The organism is Vibrio marinisediminis (genome assembly GCF_014050145.1).
Lineage (GTDB): Bacteria > Pseudomonadota > Gammaproteobacteria > Enterobacterales > Vibrionaceae > Vibrio > Vibrio marinisediminis.
On record NZ_JACFYF010000003.1, the window covers coordinates 18,231 to 37,086 of the forward strand.

Below are 18,856 nucleotides of genomic sequence, written 5' to 3' on the forward strand. Positions count from 1 at the left end.
AATGCAACAGACACGTAAAACAGAATTATGGGTTGGTAGCTTCGTTTTAGCGGGAATTTGCGCGGTCTTGATTATGATTTTTCAAGTCGCTGACGTAAAAGGGCTTGGCTCAAGTGATACTTATACTCTAAGTGCTGAGTTCGACAATATCGGTACCTTAAAAGTACGTTCACCCGTCAAAGTGGGTGGGGTTGTTGTCGGCCGAGTTACATCGATTAGCCTAAACCAAGAGTCACTACTGCCAGTGGTGAAAATGGCAGTGAACAGCCAGTTTAATCAATTCCCTGAAACATCAAGTGTGCAAATACTCACTTCGGGATTGATTGGTGAGCAGTACATCGGTTTAACACCGGGTTTCATTTTTGATGATGAGCAAATGCTGGTGGATGGCGACTATATTGAAGATACCAAGTCTGCGTTAGTGTTAGAGGATTTGATTGGACAAGTTCTTTATAGCGTTGGCGGTGGCTCAGAGTCTGGAGAGTAAAGATGTTGAAAAAATTTATGACGATGGTTTGTGTGTTGCTGTTGCCACTATCGGTAACTGCAGCAGAAGTCGATAAGACACAACCATATACAATGATGAAGCAAGTATCTGAAACGGCATTTGCTCGTCTAAAAGCAGAACAGAGCACCATCAAGCAAGACCCTAACCATCTTAAAGAGATTGTTGATCAGGAATTGATGCCGTATGTGAATCACAAATACGCAGCGTTGAAACTTCTTGGTCCCAATTTAAAAGGGGCAAAACGTGCCGATGTGAATGAGTTTATTAAGGCTTTTCGTAGCTATTTAATCGCTTCATATGCTCAGGTTTTGACTCAGTACACAGATCAAGAACTTGAATTTGAGCCAGAGAAAAAACTCGATTCAAGTAAAACAATCACTAGTGTTAAAGTGGACATTGTTGATACCCCACGACCAAATATTAAACTTGAGTTTAAGTTACGCCAAAACAAGAAAACGGGCGAGTGGCAGGTGTTTGACATGATTGCAGAAGGTATTAGTCTACTTTCAAGCAAGCAATCAGAATGGAGTGGTAAGTTGCGCCAAGAGGGCATCCTTTCGGTTGCCAGCGATCTGGAAGCTTTGGCAGCACAGCCAATTCGCTTTGAGGCTAAGCAATGATAGCTCACCATCAGTGGCAATGGGTTGATGAAAGCCGCAGTGAACTAAGCGGTGTGCTTAATCGTGACTCTGTACCTGAGTTATGGGCACAACTTAAAGCCTGGCAGCCACAACAAACTTCTTTAGAAGTTAGCTTGGCAAATGTTGAGCGAGTTGACTCTGCTGGTATGGTGATGTTGATTCATCTTTTAGAGCATGCAAAAAAGCGAAACTGTCATATAATGCTCAGCTTCGTGCCAACGCAACTCAGCACTTTGCTGACATTGAGCAATGTGGAAAAATACATTGCTGAGCACATCAAGACTAATTAGAGGTAACTTGTGGATAGCGCAAAAGTACAACAGATATTAAACGAAGCACTAAATCTAGAAGAACTACATGTAAAGGGCGAGGGTAGCCATTACGAAGTGATCGCTGTTGATGCTTGTTTCGATGGAATGAATCGCGTTAAGAAACAACAAACTATTTATGCGCCACTCATGGAGTATATCCAAAGAAATGACATCCACGCTCTTTCTATCAAGGCATACACGCCTGAAGAATGGGCTCGTGATAAGAAGTTGATGTCGCTGTAAGGTTTAGTAATGGAAAAATTTCGAGTAACTGGTTCTAAGCAGCCATTAGTGGGCGAAGTCACTATCTCTGGTGCTAAGAACGCCGCCCTTCCAATCCTTTTTGCATCTATTTTGGCGGAAGAGCCTGTTGAGGTAACAAACGTCCCTCATCTGCGTGATATCGACACCACGATGGAACTATTAAAGCGCCTTGGCGCTAAAGTAGAACGCAATGGTTCAGTTCATGTTGACCCAAGTAGTATCAATGAGTACTGCGCACCTTACGACTTAGTAAAAACGATGCGTGCATCAATTTGGGCGCTGGGTCCACTTGTCGCTCGTTTTGGTCAAGGTCAAGTGTCGTTGCCTGGTGGCTGTGCCATCGGTGCGCGCCCTGTCGATTTGCATATCCATGGTTTAGAGCAACTTGGTGCCACCATCACGCTTGAAGACGGTTATGTAAAAGCATCGGTAGATGGTCGCCTCAAAGGTGCTCACATCGTGATGGATAAAGTCAGCGTCGGCGCAACCATCACCATTATGTGTGCCGCAACACTTGCTGAAGGCAAAACCGTGTTGGATAACGCAGCACGTGAACCAGAAATTGTGGATACCGCAGACTTCCTAAATGCGCTAGGCGCAAAAGTGACAGGTGCTGGTACTGATACAATCACGATTGAAGGTGTTGAGCGTTTAGGCGGTGGTAAACACGCTGTTGTTGCTGACCGTATTGAAACAGGTACATTCTTAGTTGCCGCTGCGGTATCTGGCGGTAAAGTGGTTTGTCGTAATACCCATGCACACCTACTTGAAGCGGTACTAGCGAAGCTAGAAGAAGCGGGCGCAAAAGTTGAGACTGGTGACGACTGGATTTCAGTCGATATGACAGATCGCGAGCTTAAGGCTGTGACCGTTCGAACGGCACCACACCCAGGTTTCCCTACAGATATGCAAGCGCAATTTACCTTGCTAAATATGATGGCGAAAGGTGGTGGTGTGATCACGGAAACTATCTTCGAAAATCGCTTTATGCATGTACCAGAGTTAATGCGTATGGGTGCTAAAGCAGAGATTGAAGGTAACACAGTGATCTGTGGTGACGTAGAGTCTTTAAGTGCAGCGCAAGTGATGGCTACGGATCTGCGCGCATCAGCAAGCTTAGTTATTGCAGGCTGCATTGCGCAAGGTGAGACGATTGTTGATCGTATTTATCACATCGATCGTGGCTACGATAAGATCGAAGATAAGCTGTCAGCTCTTGGTGCCAATATTGAGCGTTTTCGTGACGCAAATTGATTGGCTAAATAGAGTTTAGCGAACAAATGTAAGCCGAAACTTAGGTTTCGGCTTTTTTATGGTCTCAAGATCCGTTAAATTAGGGCCACTATCCTTTCCCATTCGTTTTTGGAGAGCATTAATGATTGCACTGTTACGTGTTTTTGCTGTCGCTATTTTTGCGATAATCATGTTTGTATTTGGTTGTGGTTACTGCTTACTAAGCCCTCGTAATCCAAAACACGTATTCACCTTTGGTCGTTTGTTCGGCAAGATGTCTCGCGTATTTGGTATCAAACTAGAACTGCGAATCCCTGAGGATGCTTACACCCGAGGTCAGCATGTTTATGTGGCGAACCACCAGAATAACTGGGATCTGTTTACTGTCTCTTCTGCGGTAACACCTAAAGTTGTGACTGTGGGTAAAAAGAGCCTAGCTTGGTTACCACTGTTTGGTCAGCTTTATTGGTTAACGGGAAATATCCTGATTGATCGCGCTAATCGCAGTAAAGCAGTAGGTACGATTGACCAAGTTGTGGATAGCATGAAGAGCAGCGATGTATCGGTTTGGATGTTCCCTGAAGGAACGCGTTCTCGTGGTCGCGGTTTGTTGCCTTTTAAAACCGGCGCGTTCCACGCAGCGATCGGTGCTCAAGTCGGTGTTATTCCGATTGTATGTAGTTCAACCAGTGATATTAAGTTTAACCGTTGGAACAACGGTCATGTGATTGTTGAAATGCTGCCACCGGTTAGCACTGAAGGTTATAGAAAAGAGCAAGTTCGAGAGTTAGCCAATATCTGCCGTGAACAAATGGCAAGTAAATTGGTAGAGCTTGATGAGGAAGTAAAGCAATTGAATCAAGCTGGCAGGAAAGTGACAAACTAAGAATGCCTAGAATTCTGAATTAGAGAAAAAGCGTGCGCTTGGTCGCACGCTTTTTTTATACCTGTAGCAGCACGCTGTAATGCTCAGCGCTTTTTGTTCTATTACCACTGTGATTGAACAAAAGGGCATTGAAATGAAATTATGCAAAGCTGGAGCGATAGTACTGTTGTTGATAACAGGATGTGACCAGCCAGATATTGAGATCGTGCAAAGTCAGGCGAAGTTTGCGCCTGTCGAGCAACGAGTAGAAAGTGGTAAAGCCAACAATATACATTCGCTAATCGCTTGGCAGAGTGACAAGAAGGTGTTTGAACTGCACCGGCAAGGCGGAGGCTCTGTTGGTGACCAAAAGACGTCTAACGTGCCTGTAGGCGCCAATAAACTGCATAATCTCCATTCTGTCACCAAATCATTTGTGGCGACGCTGATCTTTATTGCGATTGATGAAGGTAAGTTAGCGAACCTCGATGTCCCCGTATTTAGCTTATTTCCTGAATATAAACAGCATGACCGAGTTGATAAGATGGCAATTACGGTTCGAGATGTCATGAATATGTCGACTGGATATGCGCTAGATGAACTCGCCACTTCTGTGAGACGAGGTTCGGGAAATGCATTTTATCGGCACTATATGGCAAACGATCTGCAGACGATGTTTTTGAGTAGTGATCTTGCGTTTGAGCCCGGTAGTCGTTTCGCGTATAGCGGTTTATCAACCGTAGGTTTGTCAAAAATTATCGAGCGGTTGTACGACCAGCCTTTTGCCAAAGTGATGCGCAAGAAACTGTTTGAACCGTTGGGGATTGAAAACTATCGTTGGTTAACCCAGCATGGTAGCAATGAGCCAGGGGCTGATTGGGGATTAATGCTGTCACCAATGGACATGGGCAAGTTTGGTCTGATGTGGCTCAATAGAGGGCAGGTTAACCAACAACAGATTGTGGCACCTCATTGGTTTGATGAATTGAAGTTGAGTCGTTTTTTTAGCTACAGCATGGGCTATCATTTGCATTTTTGGCAGATTTCACAAATTGGCGGTGCGGTTGCCGCTGTTGGCATTGGTGAGCAGTACATAGTGATGCTGCCCAATGAGCAAGCCGTGATTGTTGCAACTGGAGGTAATTATGACATGCCGAGTGCGCCTTCACTTGAGACGGTAAGGTTATTAGCAAGCTTGTTGTGATTGGTTTTGAGGATAAGGTTCGCAGAAATAAAAAAAGCCAAGTCGTGAGACTTGGCTTTTGAAATTGGCTCCTCCTGCTGGGCTCGAACCAGCGACCTGCGGATTAACAGTCCGTCGCTCTACCAACTGAGCTAAGGAGGAACTATATTTGAATAAATGGTGCCGACTACCGGAGTCGAACTGGTGACCTACTGATTACAAGTCAGTTGCTCTACCTACTGAGCTAAGTCGGCACATAATCAACAAGACAAAGTCTTATCAATTGAAAGTGGCTCCTCCTGCTGGGCTCGAACCAGCGACCTGCGGATTAACAGTCCGTCGCTCTACCAACTGAGCTAAGGAGGAACTATATTTGAATAAATGGTGCCGACTACCGGAGTCGAACTGGTGACCTACTGATTACAAGTCAGTTGCTCTACCTACTGAGCTAAGTCGGCACACTAATATTCTTTGCTAACTTACTGATGTCTAAGACACCAATAATTAAATTATGGTGCCCGGAGGCGGAATCGAACCACCGACACGAGGATTTTCAATCCTCTGCTCTACCGACTGAGCTATCCGGGCAACGAGGTGTATTAAACGGCTTTTCGCTTTTCAGGTCAACATTAAATTGCAAAAAAAATATCGTTTGTTGCTTTTCTGTACTTAATGGGCTGTTTTTGCTCATTTACACCCTGTGCCGCTATGAATTAAGACAAGTTATAGTGTTAAAAGCACAGTATTAGTAGCGGTTGGAGCATAAAAAAAGCACGCAAATACGCGTGCTTTTGTCGGTTTAGCTATTCATTATTGCTTAACAGTAAACTTGCTCATCCAATTTTCGAGCTCATTTGCCAGTTGAGTGAGGCTTTGAGTGCTACTTTGACTTTCTGTTACCACATGGCTTAGCTGGCTTCCGCTCTCTTCAATCATGTTAATTCGCATCGAAATATCGTCACTTACCTCAGTTTGCTCAGCTGCAGCGGTTGCGATTTGATGGCTCATTTGAGAAATGGATTCGAGTGCGTTGACTATCTGTTGCAGTGCTTGTGACGCAGTTTGAGACTCTTCCACCGTGCTTTGACTGGTTGCAGCACACACGTCCATCGTCTGAATGGCGTTTCGAGATCCTTCTTGTAGGTTTGAAATCATCTGTTGGATCTCCTTGGTACTTGATTGGGTTCGTCCTGCTAGATTACGAACTTCATCGGCTACGACAGCAAAGCCACGCCCTTGTTCACCAGCTCGGGCTGCTTCAATCGCGGCATTTAGAGCAAGTAGGTTGGTCTGTTCGGCAATATCACCAATCACATCGAGTACTTTCACAATATTGTTAACATCGTTATCAAGATCGGCGACCGCTTGGCTGGCAGTGCTTAGCTGAGAAGCAAGTCCTTGTATGTTGTCTACGGTATTATGAATTAACTGCTGAGTATGTTGGCTTTGTTTGTCAGCTTCATCAGTGTTGCGCGCAGTATCACTAGCCGAATCGGCTACTTGAGTTGCGGAAGAAGCCATTTCAGTCATTGCTGTTGCGATCATCGCGGTAGATTGTTGTTGAGAATCGGTCAATTCTGAAATTGCACCTGCTCGGTCTTCCACATTAGCTAGTTCATGACGCAATGCTACCATCGAGGAATCTAAGTTTTTAACCAGTTGAGCCAGAGATAGGCTCATGTCTTGTACTGCCTCATAGATACTTCCTTTTACAGCCGGTACCTTGAACGATGTTTGAATATCCCCTCTAGCAACCGCTTGAACGGCATTACGCACGGCTTGGGGTTCTCCACCAAGCAGGGCGAGCATTTTGCGGATAGAGACGATGAGGACACTAAAAATACCCGCCGCAATAGTAAGGCAAAGCAAGAGTTGCCATTGAGCGGTAGACCAGAAACGCGCATTTACCTCGTTGAAGCCGATACCTGTACCTACAACCCAACCCCAATGTGGCGTTTTCTCTGCAATAGACAACTTTTCTTCAATGGTGCCGTCAGGCTGTTTTTGTGTCCAAGTGTATTCAACCATTTGACCTGGAGATGAACGGCTTAGTTCATCAAGGAGCAATTGTCCGACACTGTCGCCATTGCCATCTTTAAAATCATGAAAGCTGGTGCCGTGCAGTTGTGGGTCGAGTGGGGCGGCGACAAACATCATATTGTCATCGGCGACATAAACGTATTCATTATCTTTGTAGATGTTATTACGAAGTAGGCGAGTTGCTAGTTGTTTGGCTTCTCTTTCTCCCAGTTTGCCTTCGATTGCCATTTTTTCAACTTCTGTCAGAACACTATAGGCGCTTCTAAATAATTCGGTTACACGCGCTTTATTGTCGAGAGTACTCGCTACGCGCAGCGTCCAAAGACCTGTGACTGTCAACGCTAAAAGAGCCGTTAAAATAATAGCTGACAGAATATAAGCTTGTGTTTTGAGTTTCATGTTTCCCCACTGGCTAAGGCTTGTAGATACGAACCTTGGTATCTACTCTATTTTGAACAAAGTTACGCTTCGCAGATTGCTGCGAGAAAATACTACATTAGGCTCAAGTGAGTTATCTGTGCTTTGAATAGAATTATGATGCCGATTAAATTCTCGTCGGAAAATAAGTATTCAGAACACAGTAAAGCTTGATATCACTCGGTTGGTTACTGATTGATATTTAATTTGCTTGCTTTGAGCCAATAAAATGGGCGCGCATTTTGGCAGCTATAGGGGAGGGAAATCAATTAGAAAATAGGAAAAGCCGGAGAGGTAAGTGTTATTAGGTAGCAATGAGGGCGATAATAGAGGTATTACAGATACAAAAAAAGCCAAGTCTTTCGACTTGGCTTCAAATGTGGCTCCTCCTGCTGGGCTCGAACCAGCGACCTGCGGATTAACAGTCCGTCGCTCTACCAACTGAGCTAAGGAGGAATTATTCATGTGTATCGTGTAAACAATGCACCAAATAATGGTGCCTCGAGGCGGAATCGAACCACCGACACGAGGATTTTCAATCCTCTGCTCTACCGACTGAGCTATCGAGGCAAAAGAATGGTGCCGACTACCGGAGTCGAACTGGTGACCTACTGATTACAAGTCAGTTGCTCTACCTACTGAGCTAAGTCGGCACACTAATATTCTTTGCTAACTTACTGATGTCTAAGACACCAATAATTAAATTATGGTGCCCGGAGGCGGAATCGAACCACCGACACGAGGATTTTCAATCCTCTGCTCTACCGACTGAGCTATCCGGGCAACGGAGCGTATTAAACGTATTTTCGGCTCCTACGTCAACGTTATTTTTAGTTTTTTTTTAAAATAACGGTTGTTTGCTTGGTTTTTGTTCGAAAATTACCGTTAGGTTTTACCAGAGTTAAAATCCTTTTTGTAATTTGTAACTTTTTCTAGGTAACGACGCGCTTCTGCTTTGGGGTGTTTATTAGTAAGCGCCCAAAAAACTTGGTTTGGCTGCAAAGAGTTAATGTCTCGCATTGCTCGTTTTCGATCATAGCGGTTAAAAGTGTTTAAAACACCACCCGTTCCGCCGTTGTATGCGGAGATCATGGTGTATTCCAGCGTCAATGGATGTTCTACATCTTTCAGATAGCGATTTTTTAAGATGTAAAAGTAAGCCGTTCCGGCATCAATGTTGTTTTCAGGATTAAACAAATACTCAGGGCTCGGTTCTCCAGAACGTTTTTTTACCAGTTTGAATACGTCTCTACCTGCGGTCTTGGGTACCACTTGCATTAATCCATACGCATTGGCCCAACTAACGGCATAAGGGTTGAAGCTACTTTCGGTTTTGATGATGGCGTAGATTAAGTCTTCAGGGATGTCGTACTTGCGCGATGCTCGGCGAACAATATCAGCGTACTTATAGCCACGGATCTCAACCTGATTTTCAACCAAAGGGATTTCTACGTAATAGGCTTTCTTAAAATCGACGTCTTTGACTTTTAGCTTGTTGGCGATCAGGTAGTCGGCAAACTGATTGGCGCGCCAAGACCATTGAATCGGTTTGTTGTCTTGATCGACAACCTGTTGGTATAAGAAAGGACGTCCCTCTAGCTTGATGCTTTTCGATGAAAAAAGATCGACATGCGCTGGATCATCTGGAGTCAGTAGGGTGGTGATAATGGCATTTTTTAGGTGCAGTTTAGGATCGGTTGGAGAGACGGTCTCTACAATAATCGTGCCTTTCTGAAAGTCTACTTCAGAACGACTAAGGTAATTATCAATGTATTTAACGTAGTTACTCTTACCTGCGACTTTGATTTCACGGCTACCCCAACGCTTTTCGATATTGCCAGAAAAGCTATTAATTAAAGCATCAAGTGCCATGGTGTCTTTTTCGAACTGCCCCGGAAGCTGCGCTAAGTTCTTGGCAAATCGGTTGGTCGGTTCATAGTTAATGTCATAAATGCTTTCAACGAATTCACGGCTGCAGCCGACCAGCATCATGGCAGTTAAGAAGTACGCAAGTTTTTTCATCACAATCCTAAACACAAAAAAATGACATCACAGTTAACTGCGATGTCATCTCTAATTTCTCTTGATGTTAGTTATTCACTTGGCGGTGTATAGCCTTCAATGTGAACATCTTTACCTTCAAATAAGAAGTTAACCATCTCAGTTTCCAGTAGCTTACGGTGCTCCGGATCCATCATATTCAGTTTCTTCTCATTGATTAACATGGTTTGTTTGTGTTGCCACTCTGCCCATGCTTGTTTTGAGATGTTGTCGAAAATTCTTTTACCTAGTTCACCTGGGTAAAGTTGAAAATCAAGACCTTCGGCGTCTTGTTTTAGTCGAGCACAAAATACAGTGCGGCTCATAACAGATTCCTTTTAACTAACGAAGTTCAAATGGCAAGCTTTCGAGTAATTGTTTTACTGGCGCTGCTAATCCAACTTCTTCTGGTTGAGATAAGTTATACCAAAGACCTTTGCCCGCTTCCATTATCACGTCAGGCTGTTTTGATAGATCCAGCAAAATCGGCGTAATATCTAGATGATAGTGACTAAAGGTATGGCGAAATGCGATCAGTTGTTGTTGCAGTTGAACACTTTGCGCTTGAACATGGCGCTGTTCTAATTGGGTTTGAATGTCTGAATTATTGCTTTCAGGGAAGCAGAATAAACCGCCCCAGATCCCGGTGGGTGGACGTTGTTCCAGCCAAACTTTGCCATTGTGGTGCAGTATGACAAACCAGGTTTCTTTTACTGGTTTCTCTTTTTTCGGTTTTTTACCTGGGTAATCTAGTGGGTTACCGAGATCTTTTGCTACACACAGTGATTCAACCGGGCACAAGCTACATTTTGGCTTACTGCGAGTACAAACCATTGCTCCCATGTCCATCATCGCTTGATTGTATTTATCAGTATCTTGAGTCGGAGTGTGTTGTTCAGCATAGGACCAAAGTTGGTTCTCTACTTTCTTTTGCCCTGGCCATCCTTCCACGGCAAAACAACGCGCTAATGTGCGCTTTACATTGCCATCTAAGATGGCGTGAGGCTGTTTATAAACCGAAGAAAGTATTGCTGCCGCAGTTGAACGCCCAATCCCTGGTAAAGCATTAAGCAGTTCAATCTCAACTGGAAACTCACCATGGTAGTCGTTGGCAACGATCTTCGCAGCTTTGTGTAGATTACGTGCCCGTGCGTAATAACCCAGCCCTGTCCATAAATGCAAAACTTCATCTTGTTCGGCATTTGCCAGATCAATGACGGTCGGAAAACGCGCTAAAAATCGCTGATAATATGGAATTACGGTTGCAACTTGGGTTTGTTGCAACATAATTTCAGATAACCAGACACTGTAAGCGGTTTTATTTTGTTGCCATGGAAGTTCTTTTCTTCCATAGGCGTCGTACCAAGTAACAATGGCATTGGCAAAAGGCGTCACGACGTGCTCGATTATTATTTGTAAGTTAATTGGTTTAAAATTGCATCACAGATCGAGGGGTAAGTACAACCAATAAAGTGTAGGGTTTTATCCAGAAAGACTTGCACCAGTGACAATTCTTTGGATAATCACAATCCCTTTAAGTCGAGACCAAATTTTAAACAGGCGAAATCATGAGTGAAGTGACCACTAACGAATACAATGAAGACGGCAAGCTGATCCGTAGAATACGTAGTTTTGTACGTCGTGAAGGCCGTCTTACCAAAGGTCAAGAAAGCGCGATGAAAGAGTGCTGGCCGACGATGGGTATCGACTACCAAGCGGAGCTTCTTGATTGGAAAGAAGTGTTTGGCAACGACAACCCAGTTGTACTTGAAATTGGTTTCGGCATGGGTGCATCGCTGGTTGAAATGGCAAAGAATGCGCCAGAGAAAAACTTCATTGGTATTGAAGTTCATAGTCCTGGCGTAGGCGCATGTCTTGCTGATGCTCGTGAAGCAGGTATTACTAACCTACGTGTTATGTGTCATGACGCGGTTGAAGTGTTTGAACACATGATCCCAAATGGTAGCTTGAGCACACTGCAATTGTTCTTCCCTGACCCATGGCACAAAAAGCGTCACCATAAGCGTCGCATCGTACAGCTTGAATTTGCAGAAATGGTTCGCCAAAAACTTCAAATGGATAGCGGTATTTTCCACATGGCAACTGACTGGGAAAACTACGCAGAGCATATGGTTGAAGTTATGAACCAAGCGCCTGGTTTTGCCAATATTGCGACGGATGGTGATTACATCCCGCGTCCAGAGGAGCGCCCTCTGACTAAATTTGAAGCTCGTGGTCACCGTCTTGGTCACGGAGTTTGGGATATTAAATACAAACGCACCGCGTAGTTTTTGTATTTTCTTTACTATACCTAATCCCGTTTGGTATAAAATATAGAACATAAAGCCAGCATCCTGATGTTGGCTTTTTTGACTCTATCCCCACCCAACTTGAAGTCACAGCGTTGCTGATTGGTGTTCACAAACCTCATTACATAGTTAGTCTATGCTCGGAGGCTTTGTTTACGGGCACTCCTCTGTCATGCCAAGTTGTTTGGAGATATAGATAAGTACCTAAATTATTTAGGTAGATAAACTCGTTTTGGCGAGTTTCAACGACAACCAAAAGCAGGTCATAGATGAAACCGACACGCGAAATTCTAGCGGACATCTTGGAAGAAGTTCGTCCTTTAATAGGACAAGGGAAAGTCGCAGATTACATTCCAGCATTGGCAAAAGTACCAAACAGCAAGCTCGGAATAGCGGTATTTACCAACCAAGGTGAAGTGATAAAAGCGGGCGATGCTGATGAAGGATTTTCGATTCAATCAATTTCCAAAGCTCTTAGCCTGACACTTGCTATGTCTTTGTATAAACCTGAAGAAATTTGGGCGCGTGTAGGTAAAGAGCCATCAGGGCAAGCATTTAACTCTATGATTCAGCTGGAAATGGAGCAGGGCATCCCTCGTAATCCGTTTATTAACGCTGGTGCTATTGTGGTGGCTGATTTGCTGCATAGCCGTCTTTCTGCACCTCGTCAGCGCTTGTTGGAGTTTGTTCGCCAGCTCTCGGGTGAAGATCGTGTTGTTTATGACAAAGTCGTCGCAGCTTCAGAAATGATGCACAGTGATCGCAACGCAGCGATTGCTTATTTAATGCGTTCATTTGGTAACTTTGAAAACGAAGTGCTGCCAGTCTTGAATAATTATTTCCATGCTTGTGCATTGAAAATGAACTGCGTTGATTTAGCCAAAACGTTCAGCTATTTAGCCAATAAAGGTGTATCGGTTCAAACCGGTAAGCAAGTGATTACCCCAATGCAAACTAAGCAGTTAAATGCGTTGCTAGCAACTTGCGGCTTGTATGACGGTGCGGGTGAGTTTGCTTATCGTGTTGGTATGCCGGGTAAATCGGGTGTCGGTGGTGGCATTATTGCCATTGTACCGGGCGAGATGAGTATTGCGGTATGGTCGCCTGAACTAGATGCCTCAGGCAACTCTTTGGCGGGTACACAGGCGTTAGAATTGCTTTCAGAGCGTATTGGTCGTTCGATTTTCTAAATCGTCTAAATTATCGATAGTAAAAAGGCTTGGTTATCCAAGCCTTTTTACTTTTTAGCTAACTGAATTTCACTATTCTTCTTCTGCCATAAACGCTTCAAGCAAATCGTTTAAAAAGAGTTTTCCTTTCTCAGTAATTTGCCAGTGGGTCTCTGTTTGTGACAGGTACTGCTGCTCTAGCGCCCAATCGATAGTGGTTTGGATAGCACTTAGCGGTAGCCCTGTTGTGTCGATGAAATCCTGCTTAGGGCAAGCTTCGATTAAGCGAAAGCGATTCATAAAGAACTCAAATGGGCGATCTTGCGCCGCGACTTCAAACTCATCACTTAGGTATGGCTTCACCATGTTCTGATAAGCTGCCAGATAGCCTTTCGGGTGCTTTGTTTTGGTAGTGCGAATAATGCGTCCATCGTTAAAACTAAGCTTACCGTGTGAACCACAGCCAATGCCTAAGTAGTCACCAAAACGCCAGTAGTTGAGGTTGTGCTGGCATTGGTATCCCGGTTTGCTGTAACCAGAGATCTCATACTGTACGTAACCCGCTTGGGTTAATTTTTGATGACCACGTTCGAAAATGTCCCACAAATCATCGTCGTCAGGCAGCGTCGGTGGTTTGTAGTAGAACATGGTATTGGGCTCTATAGTGAGCTGATACCAAGAGAGGTGCGGTGGGTTAAGCTCTATCGCTTGCTCAAGATCGGCAAGCGCTTGATCGATGCTTTGATCCGGTAAGCCATGCATAAGATCGAGGTTAAAGCTTTTTAAACCAATAGTATGTGCAAGCTTGGCGGTATTGATCGCTTCTTGCTTGCCATGAATACGTCCAAGGCTAACAAGTTTATCTTCAGCAAAGCTTTGTACACCAATTGAAATACGGGTGACACCAGCGGCTTGGTAGCCGATAAATCGTTCGGCTTCTACCGTACCAGGGTTGGCTTCCATGGTAATTTCTATCTCAGTCTTAAAAGGAATGCGTTGCTCAATGCCATTGAGTAACCGTTTAATGCCTTCGGCTGAGATTAGGCTTGGGGTTCCGCCACCAATAAAAATTGAGTGTAGCGGACGTGGTGCCTGATTGAGCTGATATTTCTCGATGTCACGATCTAAATCTTCTAAAAGTGCGTCAATGTAATGATCTTCAGGGATCTCTGCTTTAAGCGCATGAGAATTAAAATCGCAATAGGGGCACTTTTGTACACACCATGGGATGTGTACGTAGAGGCTCAATGCTGGTGGTCGAAGAGGCATTGCTTAACGTTGCTCCGCTAAGGTTGCAAATAGTGTTTTTAATGCCTTACCGCGATGTGAGAGCTGCTTCTTACGCGCAGGCTCAAGTTGTGCTGATGAGCAGTTATCTTCAGGAACGTAAAAGATAGGATCATAACCAAAGCCATTTTCACCTTGTGCTTTGGTCAGGATTCGACCTTCCCATTTACCGTGGCATACGATAGGTGTTGGATCATCAGCATGGCGCATTAGTACTAATACGCAGTGAAAACGAGCGCTGCGCTGTTCGTCAGGTACACCTTCCATCGCTTTGAGCAGTTTGTTGAGGTTGTCCTCATCACTTGCTCCTTGTCCAGCAAAACGTGCAGAGTAAATACCAGGTGCACCTTTAAGGTAATCAACTTCAAGACCTGAATCATCAGCAATAGCGGCTAAACCAGTTTCTTTGGCGGCATGACGGGCTTTGATGATGGCGTTTTCGATAAAGGTAGTGCCAGTTTCATCAGCATCAACAACGTTAAATTCACTCTGTGCCAGTACTTCAAAACCAAAGTCAGCCAATAGGTCAGACATTTCGCGAACTTTGCCTTGGTTGCCAGTCGCTAATACAATCTTGCTCATCATCAGTCCTGTTTATTCTTCAACATAAAATTTTTGGGTGAACTTTAAAGCGCCTTTGCCTTTATTGCCAGCATCGATATCGATATTGAAGTTAATATTCTCTTCGTCACTGATTTTAAATTCAGCCAAGTAGTAAATGGCATCCCCTTCTTTAACCTCTCTAAAAGCCAGCTCTCTAGATTGCCCAATTAAGTTTTTAGCCAAGCCAGTGACTTTACCCGATAGAGCAGGCTTACCTGCTTGAGAGCGGTCTAGCAAACTAATGTTGATGATTGCTGAGTAGCCACTGCGCTTTAATTGGTAGCTACTTGCAACTTGTGGGGTGAGGAAGGTGGAGTTAAATGCCGAATAGTGCACTTCGACATCCTTGATGGTTTTGAATTGCCCGGCAAAACTTGGTAATGCCAAACAACTGATAGCCAGTGCGATAAGCCATTTGTTCATAATAATGTCCTTACTCTAATTTTTACATCCATGAGATAAATTAAAAGCCATCATAGGATGGCTTCGATTTCAGTAGGAACTTGGTTAGGAGAGATAATACGAACTTGCTTATGCCGCCCGAGTTCGCCTTTCTCAATATTGACCAATCCTTTCGCTACTTTAAATTGCTTCGCCAAATATTTACTCAAATGAGCATTGGCTTTGCCATCAACAGGTGGTGCAGTAATCGCTATTTTGATCTCTTCACCATGCAAGCCGACGATTTTGTCGCGGCTTGCTTTCGGTTGGATGTAAAGGCGCAGAATAATATCGTCGCCTTCACGCCATACCGCTACTGACATTATAGCTGGAACCAGATTGGACCGATTAAATCACCAATTAAGAAGTTGGCGAATTGAAGCCCGATAAACAGTACCAGCACGCTTAAGTCAAAGCCGCCCATCGCAGGAATAATACGGCGAATTGGCGTGAGCATTGGCTCGGTTAGTTGATGAAATACGTATTCGATTGGGCTGCGACCTTGGCTAACCCAGCTTAGGATAGCGCGGATCAATAGTACCCAGAACAACAAACCACCAGCTGCTTTAACTAGCGTTAATAGACCAAGCAGTAGGAAGTCAGCACTGAAGACAACAGAGCCGCCAGAAGCAATCAGCATTAAGCTAACGAACTTCAATACACATAAGACGTAGGCAAACAGCAGTGTTGCCATATCAATCTTGCCGATTGAAGGAATCACTCTACGCAGTGGAGCAATTACTGGTTGAGTTGCTTTAACAATAAATTGTGAGAACGGATTGTAGAAATCTGCACGCGAAGCTTGTAGCCAAATGCGTAGCAAAACCACCATGATGTACAAATCAAACAGGGTGGATATTAGAAAACTCATTGAATTCATAGATTAACCTTGTATTTAAAACAGTCCACAAACGGTTCTGACTATTAAAATAGTTTTTCCATTTCTTGTGCGCGCTGCACCGCCGCTTGCATTGCTTTAGCGATGATATCGGATAATTGATGTTCATTGAAAGTACGAATTGCTTCAGCAGTCGTACCACCTTTTGAGGTCACTTGTTCGCGCAACGTCGACAGCTCTATCTCAGGGTTTGCAACCACCATTTCTGCTGCACCTAAAGCCGACTGTTGCACCAGTAGTCGTGCTGTCTCTGCATCAAAACCTTGGTTGATGGCTTCCGCTTGCATTGCTTCCATAAACAAAAAGAAGTAAGCGGGTGCGCTACCGGCTGCGGCAATGACGTTATTGATACCAGACTCTTGTTCTACCCAGCAAACTTTGCCAACAGCACGCATTAAGTCTGCTGCGAACTGTTTATCTTGCTCACTAACATTGTCAGGTGCGTATAGTCCGCTCATGCCTTTGCCTACGAGCGAAGGTGTATTTGGCATCACACGTACTAGGTTTAATGCCGCGGCAAACATTTCATTGAGACGGTTTGCACTGATACCAGCCGCAATCGAGATCACCAGTTTATCTTGGTAGGCTATATCGCGCATTCCCTCGGCGACTAATGCCATCATCTGTGGCTTTACCGACAGAACAATAACGTCAGCATTACGCGCCGCTTCAGCATTGTCACCAGTGGTGTTTATACCATATTGGTTAGCGAGAAAATCACGTTTGTCTTGATTTGGTCCTGTAGCGGTAATAAAGCTCGCTGGGTAACCACTTGCCAATAAACCAGCAATGATTGAACGCGCCATATTCCCTGCGCCGATAAAGGTGATTTTCTTGTGTTCCATGATGGCTTCCTAGTTATTTACATTATTATTTGCTGTAGTCTCGAGCACCAAAAATAGCGGTACCAATGCGAACCATTGTGCTACCTGCTTCGATAGCCGCTTCCATATCGCCACTCATCCCCATAGATAGGGTATCTAAGTTGAGCTGTGGGAAGCGTTCGCTTAGGCTCTGTTTTAAGTCAGCCAATTGATTGAATGCATACAGTTGAGACGCATGATCTGGAACATTAGCTGGAATTGACATCAACCCTCTTAAGGTGAGGTTTGGCAGTGATGAAATCAACTCTGCAAGTTCAAAAACCTGTTCTTCTTCAATGCCAGATTTGCTGCTTTCACCGCTAGTGTTAACTTGGATCAACACTTGTAATGGTGGCATTTCTGCTGGGCGTTGATCACTCAAACGTTGAGCAATCTTAGAGCGGTCAATGGTGTGGACCCAATCGAAGCTTTCTGCCACTGGGCGAGTTTTATTGGACTGAATTGGACCAATAAAGTGCCATACAAGAGGCAGTTCAGGATGATGCTCTGAAAAATATGCTATTTTGTCTACGCCTTCTTGCACATAGTTTTCACCAAAAGCAGTGTGACCTGCTTGAGCCGCCTCTAGAACGGCTTGGTTTGGCTTGGTCTTGCTGACGGCGAGAAGTTGCACGGACTCTTGAGCGCGCCCACATTTTTGCTGTGCACTTAAGATCTGTGAGGTGATCTGTTCAATGTTTTGTTGAATACTGTTCATAGCTAACTTTACTAAGGAATTTAAATGGATATCACTGAGTTACTGGACTTTAGTGTAAAACATAATGCATCAGATCTACATCTTTCTGCAGGTGTTTCTCCAATGGTACGCATAGATGGTGAAGTCAGAAAGCTAGGCGTGCCTGCTTTTAGTCATGCTGATGTGCACCGTTTGGTATTCGAGATTATGAACGATGCACAGCGCAGTGAATTTGAGGAACGTCTCGAAGTCGACTTTTCTTTTGAATTACCTGATGTCGGACGTTTCCGTGTTAATGCGTTTAATCAAGCGCGTGGTTGTGCGGCAGTTTTCCGTACTATTCCAACCACAATCCCTACCTTACAAGAGTTAGATGCGCCAGAAATCTTTGAAAAAATAGCCAATATTGAAAAAGGTTTGGTGTTGGTAACTGGACCTACTGGTTCAGGTAAGTCGACTACGCTAGCAGCCATGGTTGATTACATTAACCGTAATCACAATAAGCATATTCTGACCATCGAAGACCCGATTGAGTTCGTTCACGAGAATCATAAGTGTCTAGTGAACCAACGTGAAGTTCACCGTGATACACATAGCTTTAAAGCGGCATTGCGAAGTGCACTGCGTGAAGACCCGGATGTCATTCTCGTCGGTGAATTGCGTGACCAAGAGACGATTAGCCTAGCATTGACCGCTGCAGAAACAGGGCATTTAGTGTTTGGCACCTTGCATACTAGCTCTGCAGCTAAAACCATTGACCGAATTATTGATGTCTTCCCGGGTAGTGACAAAGATATGGTGCGTTCGATGCTGTCTGAATCTTTGCGCGCTGTGATTGCGCAAAAGCTCCTGAAGCGTATCGGTGGTGGTCGAGTTGCCTGCCACGAAATTATGATGGCGACACCAGCAATCCGTAACCTTATTCGTGAAGATAAAGTGGCGCAAATGTATTCGGTTATTCAGACGGGCTCAGCTCAAGGGATGCAAACCATCGAGCAAAATGCCAAACAACTAATTGCGCGTGGTCTGGTTGAGCCTGAAGAAGTCGAACAGAAAATTGGTTCGCTAACTTATTAAGGGATGATCA

The 18,856-nt window shown here is 44.4% G+C and carries 21 protein-coding genes and 9 tRNA genes; 10 read left to right on the forward strand and 20 right to left on the reverse strand.

The features are described 5' to 3' along the window. The first annotated feature begins 1 nt into the window (after nucleotide 1). The 7 genes from mlaD (at nucleotide 2) to H2O73_RS06910 (ending at nucleotide 5,026) form a co-directional block, all read left to right on the forward strand. On the forward strand, nucleotides 2–487 hold the full coding sequence (gene mlaD, locus H2O73_RS06880; RefSeq protein ID WP_182107932.1) for an outer membrane lipid asymmetry maintenance protein MlaD: 486 nt from the start codon (nucleotides 2–4) through the stop codon (nucleotides 485–487). 2 nt (nucleotides 488–489) lie between these two features. Next, nucleotides 490–1,128: a phospholipid-binding protein MlaC gene (gene mlaC, locus H2O73_RS06885; protein ID WP_182107934.1), complete on the forward strand. Its 639-nt coding sequence runs from the start codon at nucleotides 490–492 to the stop codon at nucleotides 1,126–1,128. Next, nucleotides 1,125–1,439 carry an STAS domain-containing protein gene (locus tag H2O73_RS06890; protein ID WP_182107936.1) on the forward strand — a complete coding sequence of 105 codons (315 nt, stop codon included), beginning with the start codon at nucleotides 1,125–1,127 and terminating at the stop codon, nucleotides 1,437–1,439. Before mlaC ends, H2O73_RS06890 begins: the two co-directional genes overlap by 4 nt. Before the next feature lie 9 nt (nucleotides 1,440–1,448). Continuing rightward, the gene (gene ibaG, locus H2O73_RS06895; protein ID WP_182107938.1) at nucleotides 1,449–1,703 is read left to right on the forward strand and encodes a BolA family iron metabolism protein IbaG; all 255 of its coding nucleotides are present in this window, start codon (nucleotides 1,449–1,451) and stop codon (nucleotides 1,701–1,703) included. A 9-nt stretch (nucleotides 1,704–1,712) separates the two neighbouring features. Continuing rightward, nucleotides 1,713–2,978: a UDP-N-acetylglucosamine 1-carboxyvinyltransferase gene (gene murA / locus H2O73_RS06900; protein WP_182107940.1), complete on the forward strand. Its 1,266-nt coding sequence runs from the start codon at nucleotides 1,713–1,715 to the stop codon at nucleotides 2,976–2,978. Nucleotides 2,979–3,099: 121 nt separating this feature from the next. Beyond that, the gene (locus H2O73_RS06905) at nucleotides 3,100–3,843 is read left to right on the forward strand and encodes a 1-acylglycerol-3-phosphate O-acyltransferase (protein ID WP_182107942.1); all 744 of its coding nucleotides are present in this window, start codon (nucleotides 3,100–3,102) and stop codon (nucleotides 3,841–3,843) included. 133 nt (nucleotides 3,844–3,976) lie between these two features. Next, a complete protein-coding gene (locus tag H2O73_RS06910) occupies nucleotides 3,977–5,026 on the forward strand; it encodes a serine hydrolase domain-containing protein (protein WP_182107944.1) in 1,050 nt (349 codons plus the stop codon). Between the two features lie 65 nt (nucleotides 5,027–5,091). Here H2O73_RS06910 and H2O73_RS06915 read toward each other — a convergent pair. From H2O73_RS06915 to mutY, 13 genes are all read right to left on the reverse strand, one after another. Further along, nucleotides 5,092–5,167, reverse strand: a tRNA-Asn gene (locus tag H2O73_RS06915). 16 nt (nucleotides 5,168–5,183) lie between these two features. Further along, nucleotides 5,184–5,259: transfer RNA gene (locus H2O73_RS06920), tRNA-Thr, on the reverse strand. 36 nt (nucleotides 5,260–5,295) lie between these two features. Next, nucleotides 5,296–5,371: transfer RNA gene (locus H2O73_RS06925), tRNA-Asn, on the reverse strand. 16 nt (nucleotides 5,372–5,387) lie between these two features. Then, nucleotides 5,388–5,463 (reverse strand) — tRNA-Thr (locus H2O73_RS06930). A 54-nt stretch (nucleotides 5,464–5,517) separates the two neighbouring features. After that, nucleotides 5,518–5,593: transfer RNA gene (locus H2O73_RS06935), tRNA-Phe, on the reverse strand. A gap of 222 nt (nucleotides 5,594–5,815) precedes the next feature. Beyond that, on the reverse strand, nucleotides 5,816–7,444 hold the full coding sequence (locus H2O73_RS06940; protein ID WP_182107946.1) for a methyl-accepting chemotaxis protein: 1,629 nt from the start codon (nucleotides 7,442–7,444) through the stop codon (nucleotides 5,816–5,818). Between the two features lie 398 nt (nucleotides 7,445–7,842). After that, nucleotides 7,843–7,918 (reverse strand) — tRNA-Asn (locus H2O73_RS06945). 38 nt (nucleotides 7,919–7,956) lie between these two features. Next, nucleotides 7,957–8,032, reverse strand: a tRNA-Phe gene (locus tag H2O73_RS06950). Between the two features lie 7 nt (nucleotides 8,033–8,039). After that, nucleotides 8,040–8,115 (reverse strand) — tRNA-Thr (locus H2O73_RS06955). Between the two features lie 54 nt (nucleotides 8,116–8,169). After that, nucleotides 8,170–8,245: transfer RNA gene (locus H2O73_RS06960), tRNA-Phe, on the reverse strand. A 102-nt stretch (nucleotides 8,246–8,347) separates the two neighbouring features. Next, nucleotides 8,348–9,484 (reverse strand): membrane-bound lytic murein transglycosylase MltC, encoded by a 1,137-nt coding sequence (gene mltC, locus H2O73_RS06965; protein WP_182107948.1) that lies wholly within the window; start codon nucleotides 9,482–9,484, stop codon nucleotides 8,348–8,350. A 71-nt stretch (nucleotides 9,485–9,555) separates the two neighbouring features. Further along, nucleotides 9,556–9,828, reverse strand: a complete 273-nt coding sequence (locus H2O73_RS06970; protein ID WP_182107950.1) for an oxidative damage protection protein — start codon at nucleotides 9,826–9,828, stop codon at nucleotides 9,556–9,558. 16 nt (nucleotides 9,829–9,844) lie between these two features. Further along, nucleotides 9,845–10,897 (reverse strand): A/G-specific adenine glycosylase, encoded by a 1,053-nt coding sequence (gene mutY / locus H2O73_RS06975; protein WP_182107952.1) that lies wholly within the window; start codon nucleotides 10,895–10,897, stop codon nucleotides 9,845–9,847. A 173-nt stretch (nucleotides 10,898–11,070) separates the two neighbouring features. Here mutY and trmB point away from each other — a divergent pair, with 173 nt between their 5' ends. Continuing rightward, nucleotides 11,071–11,790 carry a tRNA (guanosine(46)-N7)-methyltransferase TrmB gene (trmB, locus tag H2O73_RS06980; protein WP_182107954.1) on the forward strand — a complete coding sequence of 240 codons (720 nt, stop codon included), beginning with the start codon at nucleotides 11,071–11,073 and terminating at the stop codon, nucleotides 11,788–11,790. Nucleotides 11,791–12,080: 290 nt separating this feature from the next. Beyond that, entirely contained in the window at nucleotides 12,081–13,001 is a 921-nt protein-coding gene (gene glsB / locus H2O73_RS06985; protein WP_182107956.1) for a glutaminase B, read from the forward strand. 72 nt (nucleotides 13,002–13,073) lie between these two features. Here the strand turns inward: glsB and hemW are convergent, their stop codons facing one another. Genes hemW through H2O73_RS07020 form a run of 7 tightly spaced genes read right to left on the reverse strand, consistent with a single transcriptional unit; the run spans nucleotide 13,074 to nucleotide 17,790 of the window. Beyond that, nucleotides 13,074–14,249, reverse strand: a complete 1,176-nt coding sequence (gene hemW / locus H2O73_RS06990; RefSeq protein ID WP_182107958.1) for a radical SAM family heme chaperone HemW — start codon at nucleotides 14,247–14,249, stop codon at nucleotides 13,074–13,076. Nucleotides 14,250–14,252: 3 nt separating this feature from the next. Next, on the reverse strand, nucleotides 14,253–14,849 hold the full coding sequence (locus H2O73_RS06995) for an XTP/dITP diphosphatase (protein ID WP_182107961.1): 597 nt from the start codon (nucleotides 14,847–14,849) through the stop codon (nucleotides 14,253–14,255). A gap of 12 nt (nucleotides 14,850–14,861) precedes the next feature. Beyond that, a complete protein-coding gene (locus tag H2O73_RS07000; protein WP_182107963.1) occupies nucleotides 14,862–15,293 on the reverse strand; it encodes a DUF4426 domain-containing protein in 432 nt (143 codons plus the stop codon). 50 nt (nucleotides 15,294–15,343) lie between these two features. Next, complete coding sequence (yggU, locus tag H2O73_RS07005; protein WP_182107965.1) at nucleotides 15,344–15,634, reverse strand: DUF167 family protein YggU; 291 nt, start codon at nucleotides 15,632–15,634, stop codon at nucleotides 15,344–15,346. Continuing rightward, the gene (locus H2O73_RS07010) at nucleotides 15,634–16,191 is read right to left on the reverse strand and encodes a YggT family protein (protein ID WP_182107967.1); all 558 of its coding nucleotides are present in this window, start codon (nucleotides 16,189–16,191) and stop codon (nucleotides 15,634–15,636) included. Before H2O73_RS07010 ends, yggU begins: the two co-directional genes overlap by 1 nt. A gap of 44 nt (nucleotides 16,192–16,235) precedes the next feature. Further along, nucleotides 16,236–17,054: a pyrroline-5-carboxylate reductase gene (gene proC / locus H2O73_RS07015; protein WP_182107969.1), complete on the reverse strand. Its 819-nt coding sequence runs from the start codon at nucleotides 17,052–17,054 to the stop codon at nucleotides 16,236–16,238. Between the two features lie 25 nt (nucleotides 17,055–17,079). Continuing rightward, nucleotides 17,080–17,790, reverse strand: a complete 711-nt coding sequence (locus H2O73_RS07020) for a YggS family pyridoxal phosphate-dependent enzyme (protein ID WP_182107971.1) — start codon at nucleotides 17,788–17,790, stop codon at nucleotides 17,080–17,082. 24 nt (nucleotides 17,791–17,814) lie between these two features. On the opposite strand from H2O73_RS07020, the gene H2O73_RS07025 reads away from it, so the two are divergent. Then, nucleotides 17,815–18,846 (forward strand): type IV pilus twitching motility protein PilT, encoded by a 1,032-nt coding sequence (locus H2O73_RS07025; RefSeq protein ID WP_182107973.1) that lies wholly within the window; start codon nucleotides 17,815–17,817, stop codon nucleotides 18,844–18,846. Nucleotides 18,847–18,856: the final 10 nt, after the last annotated feature.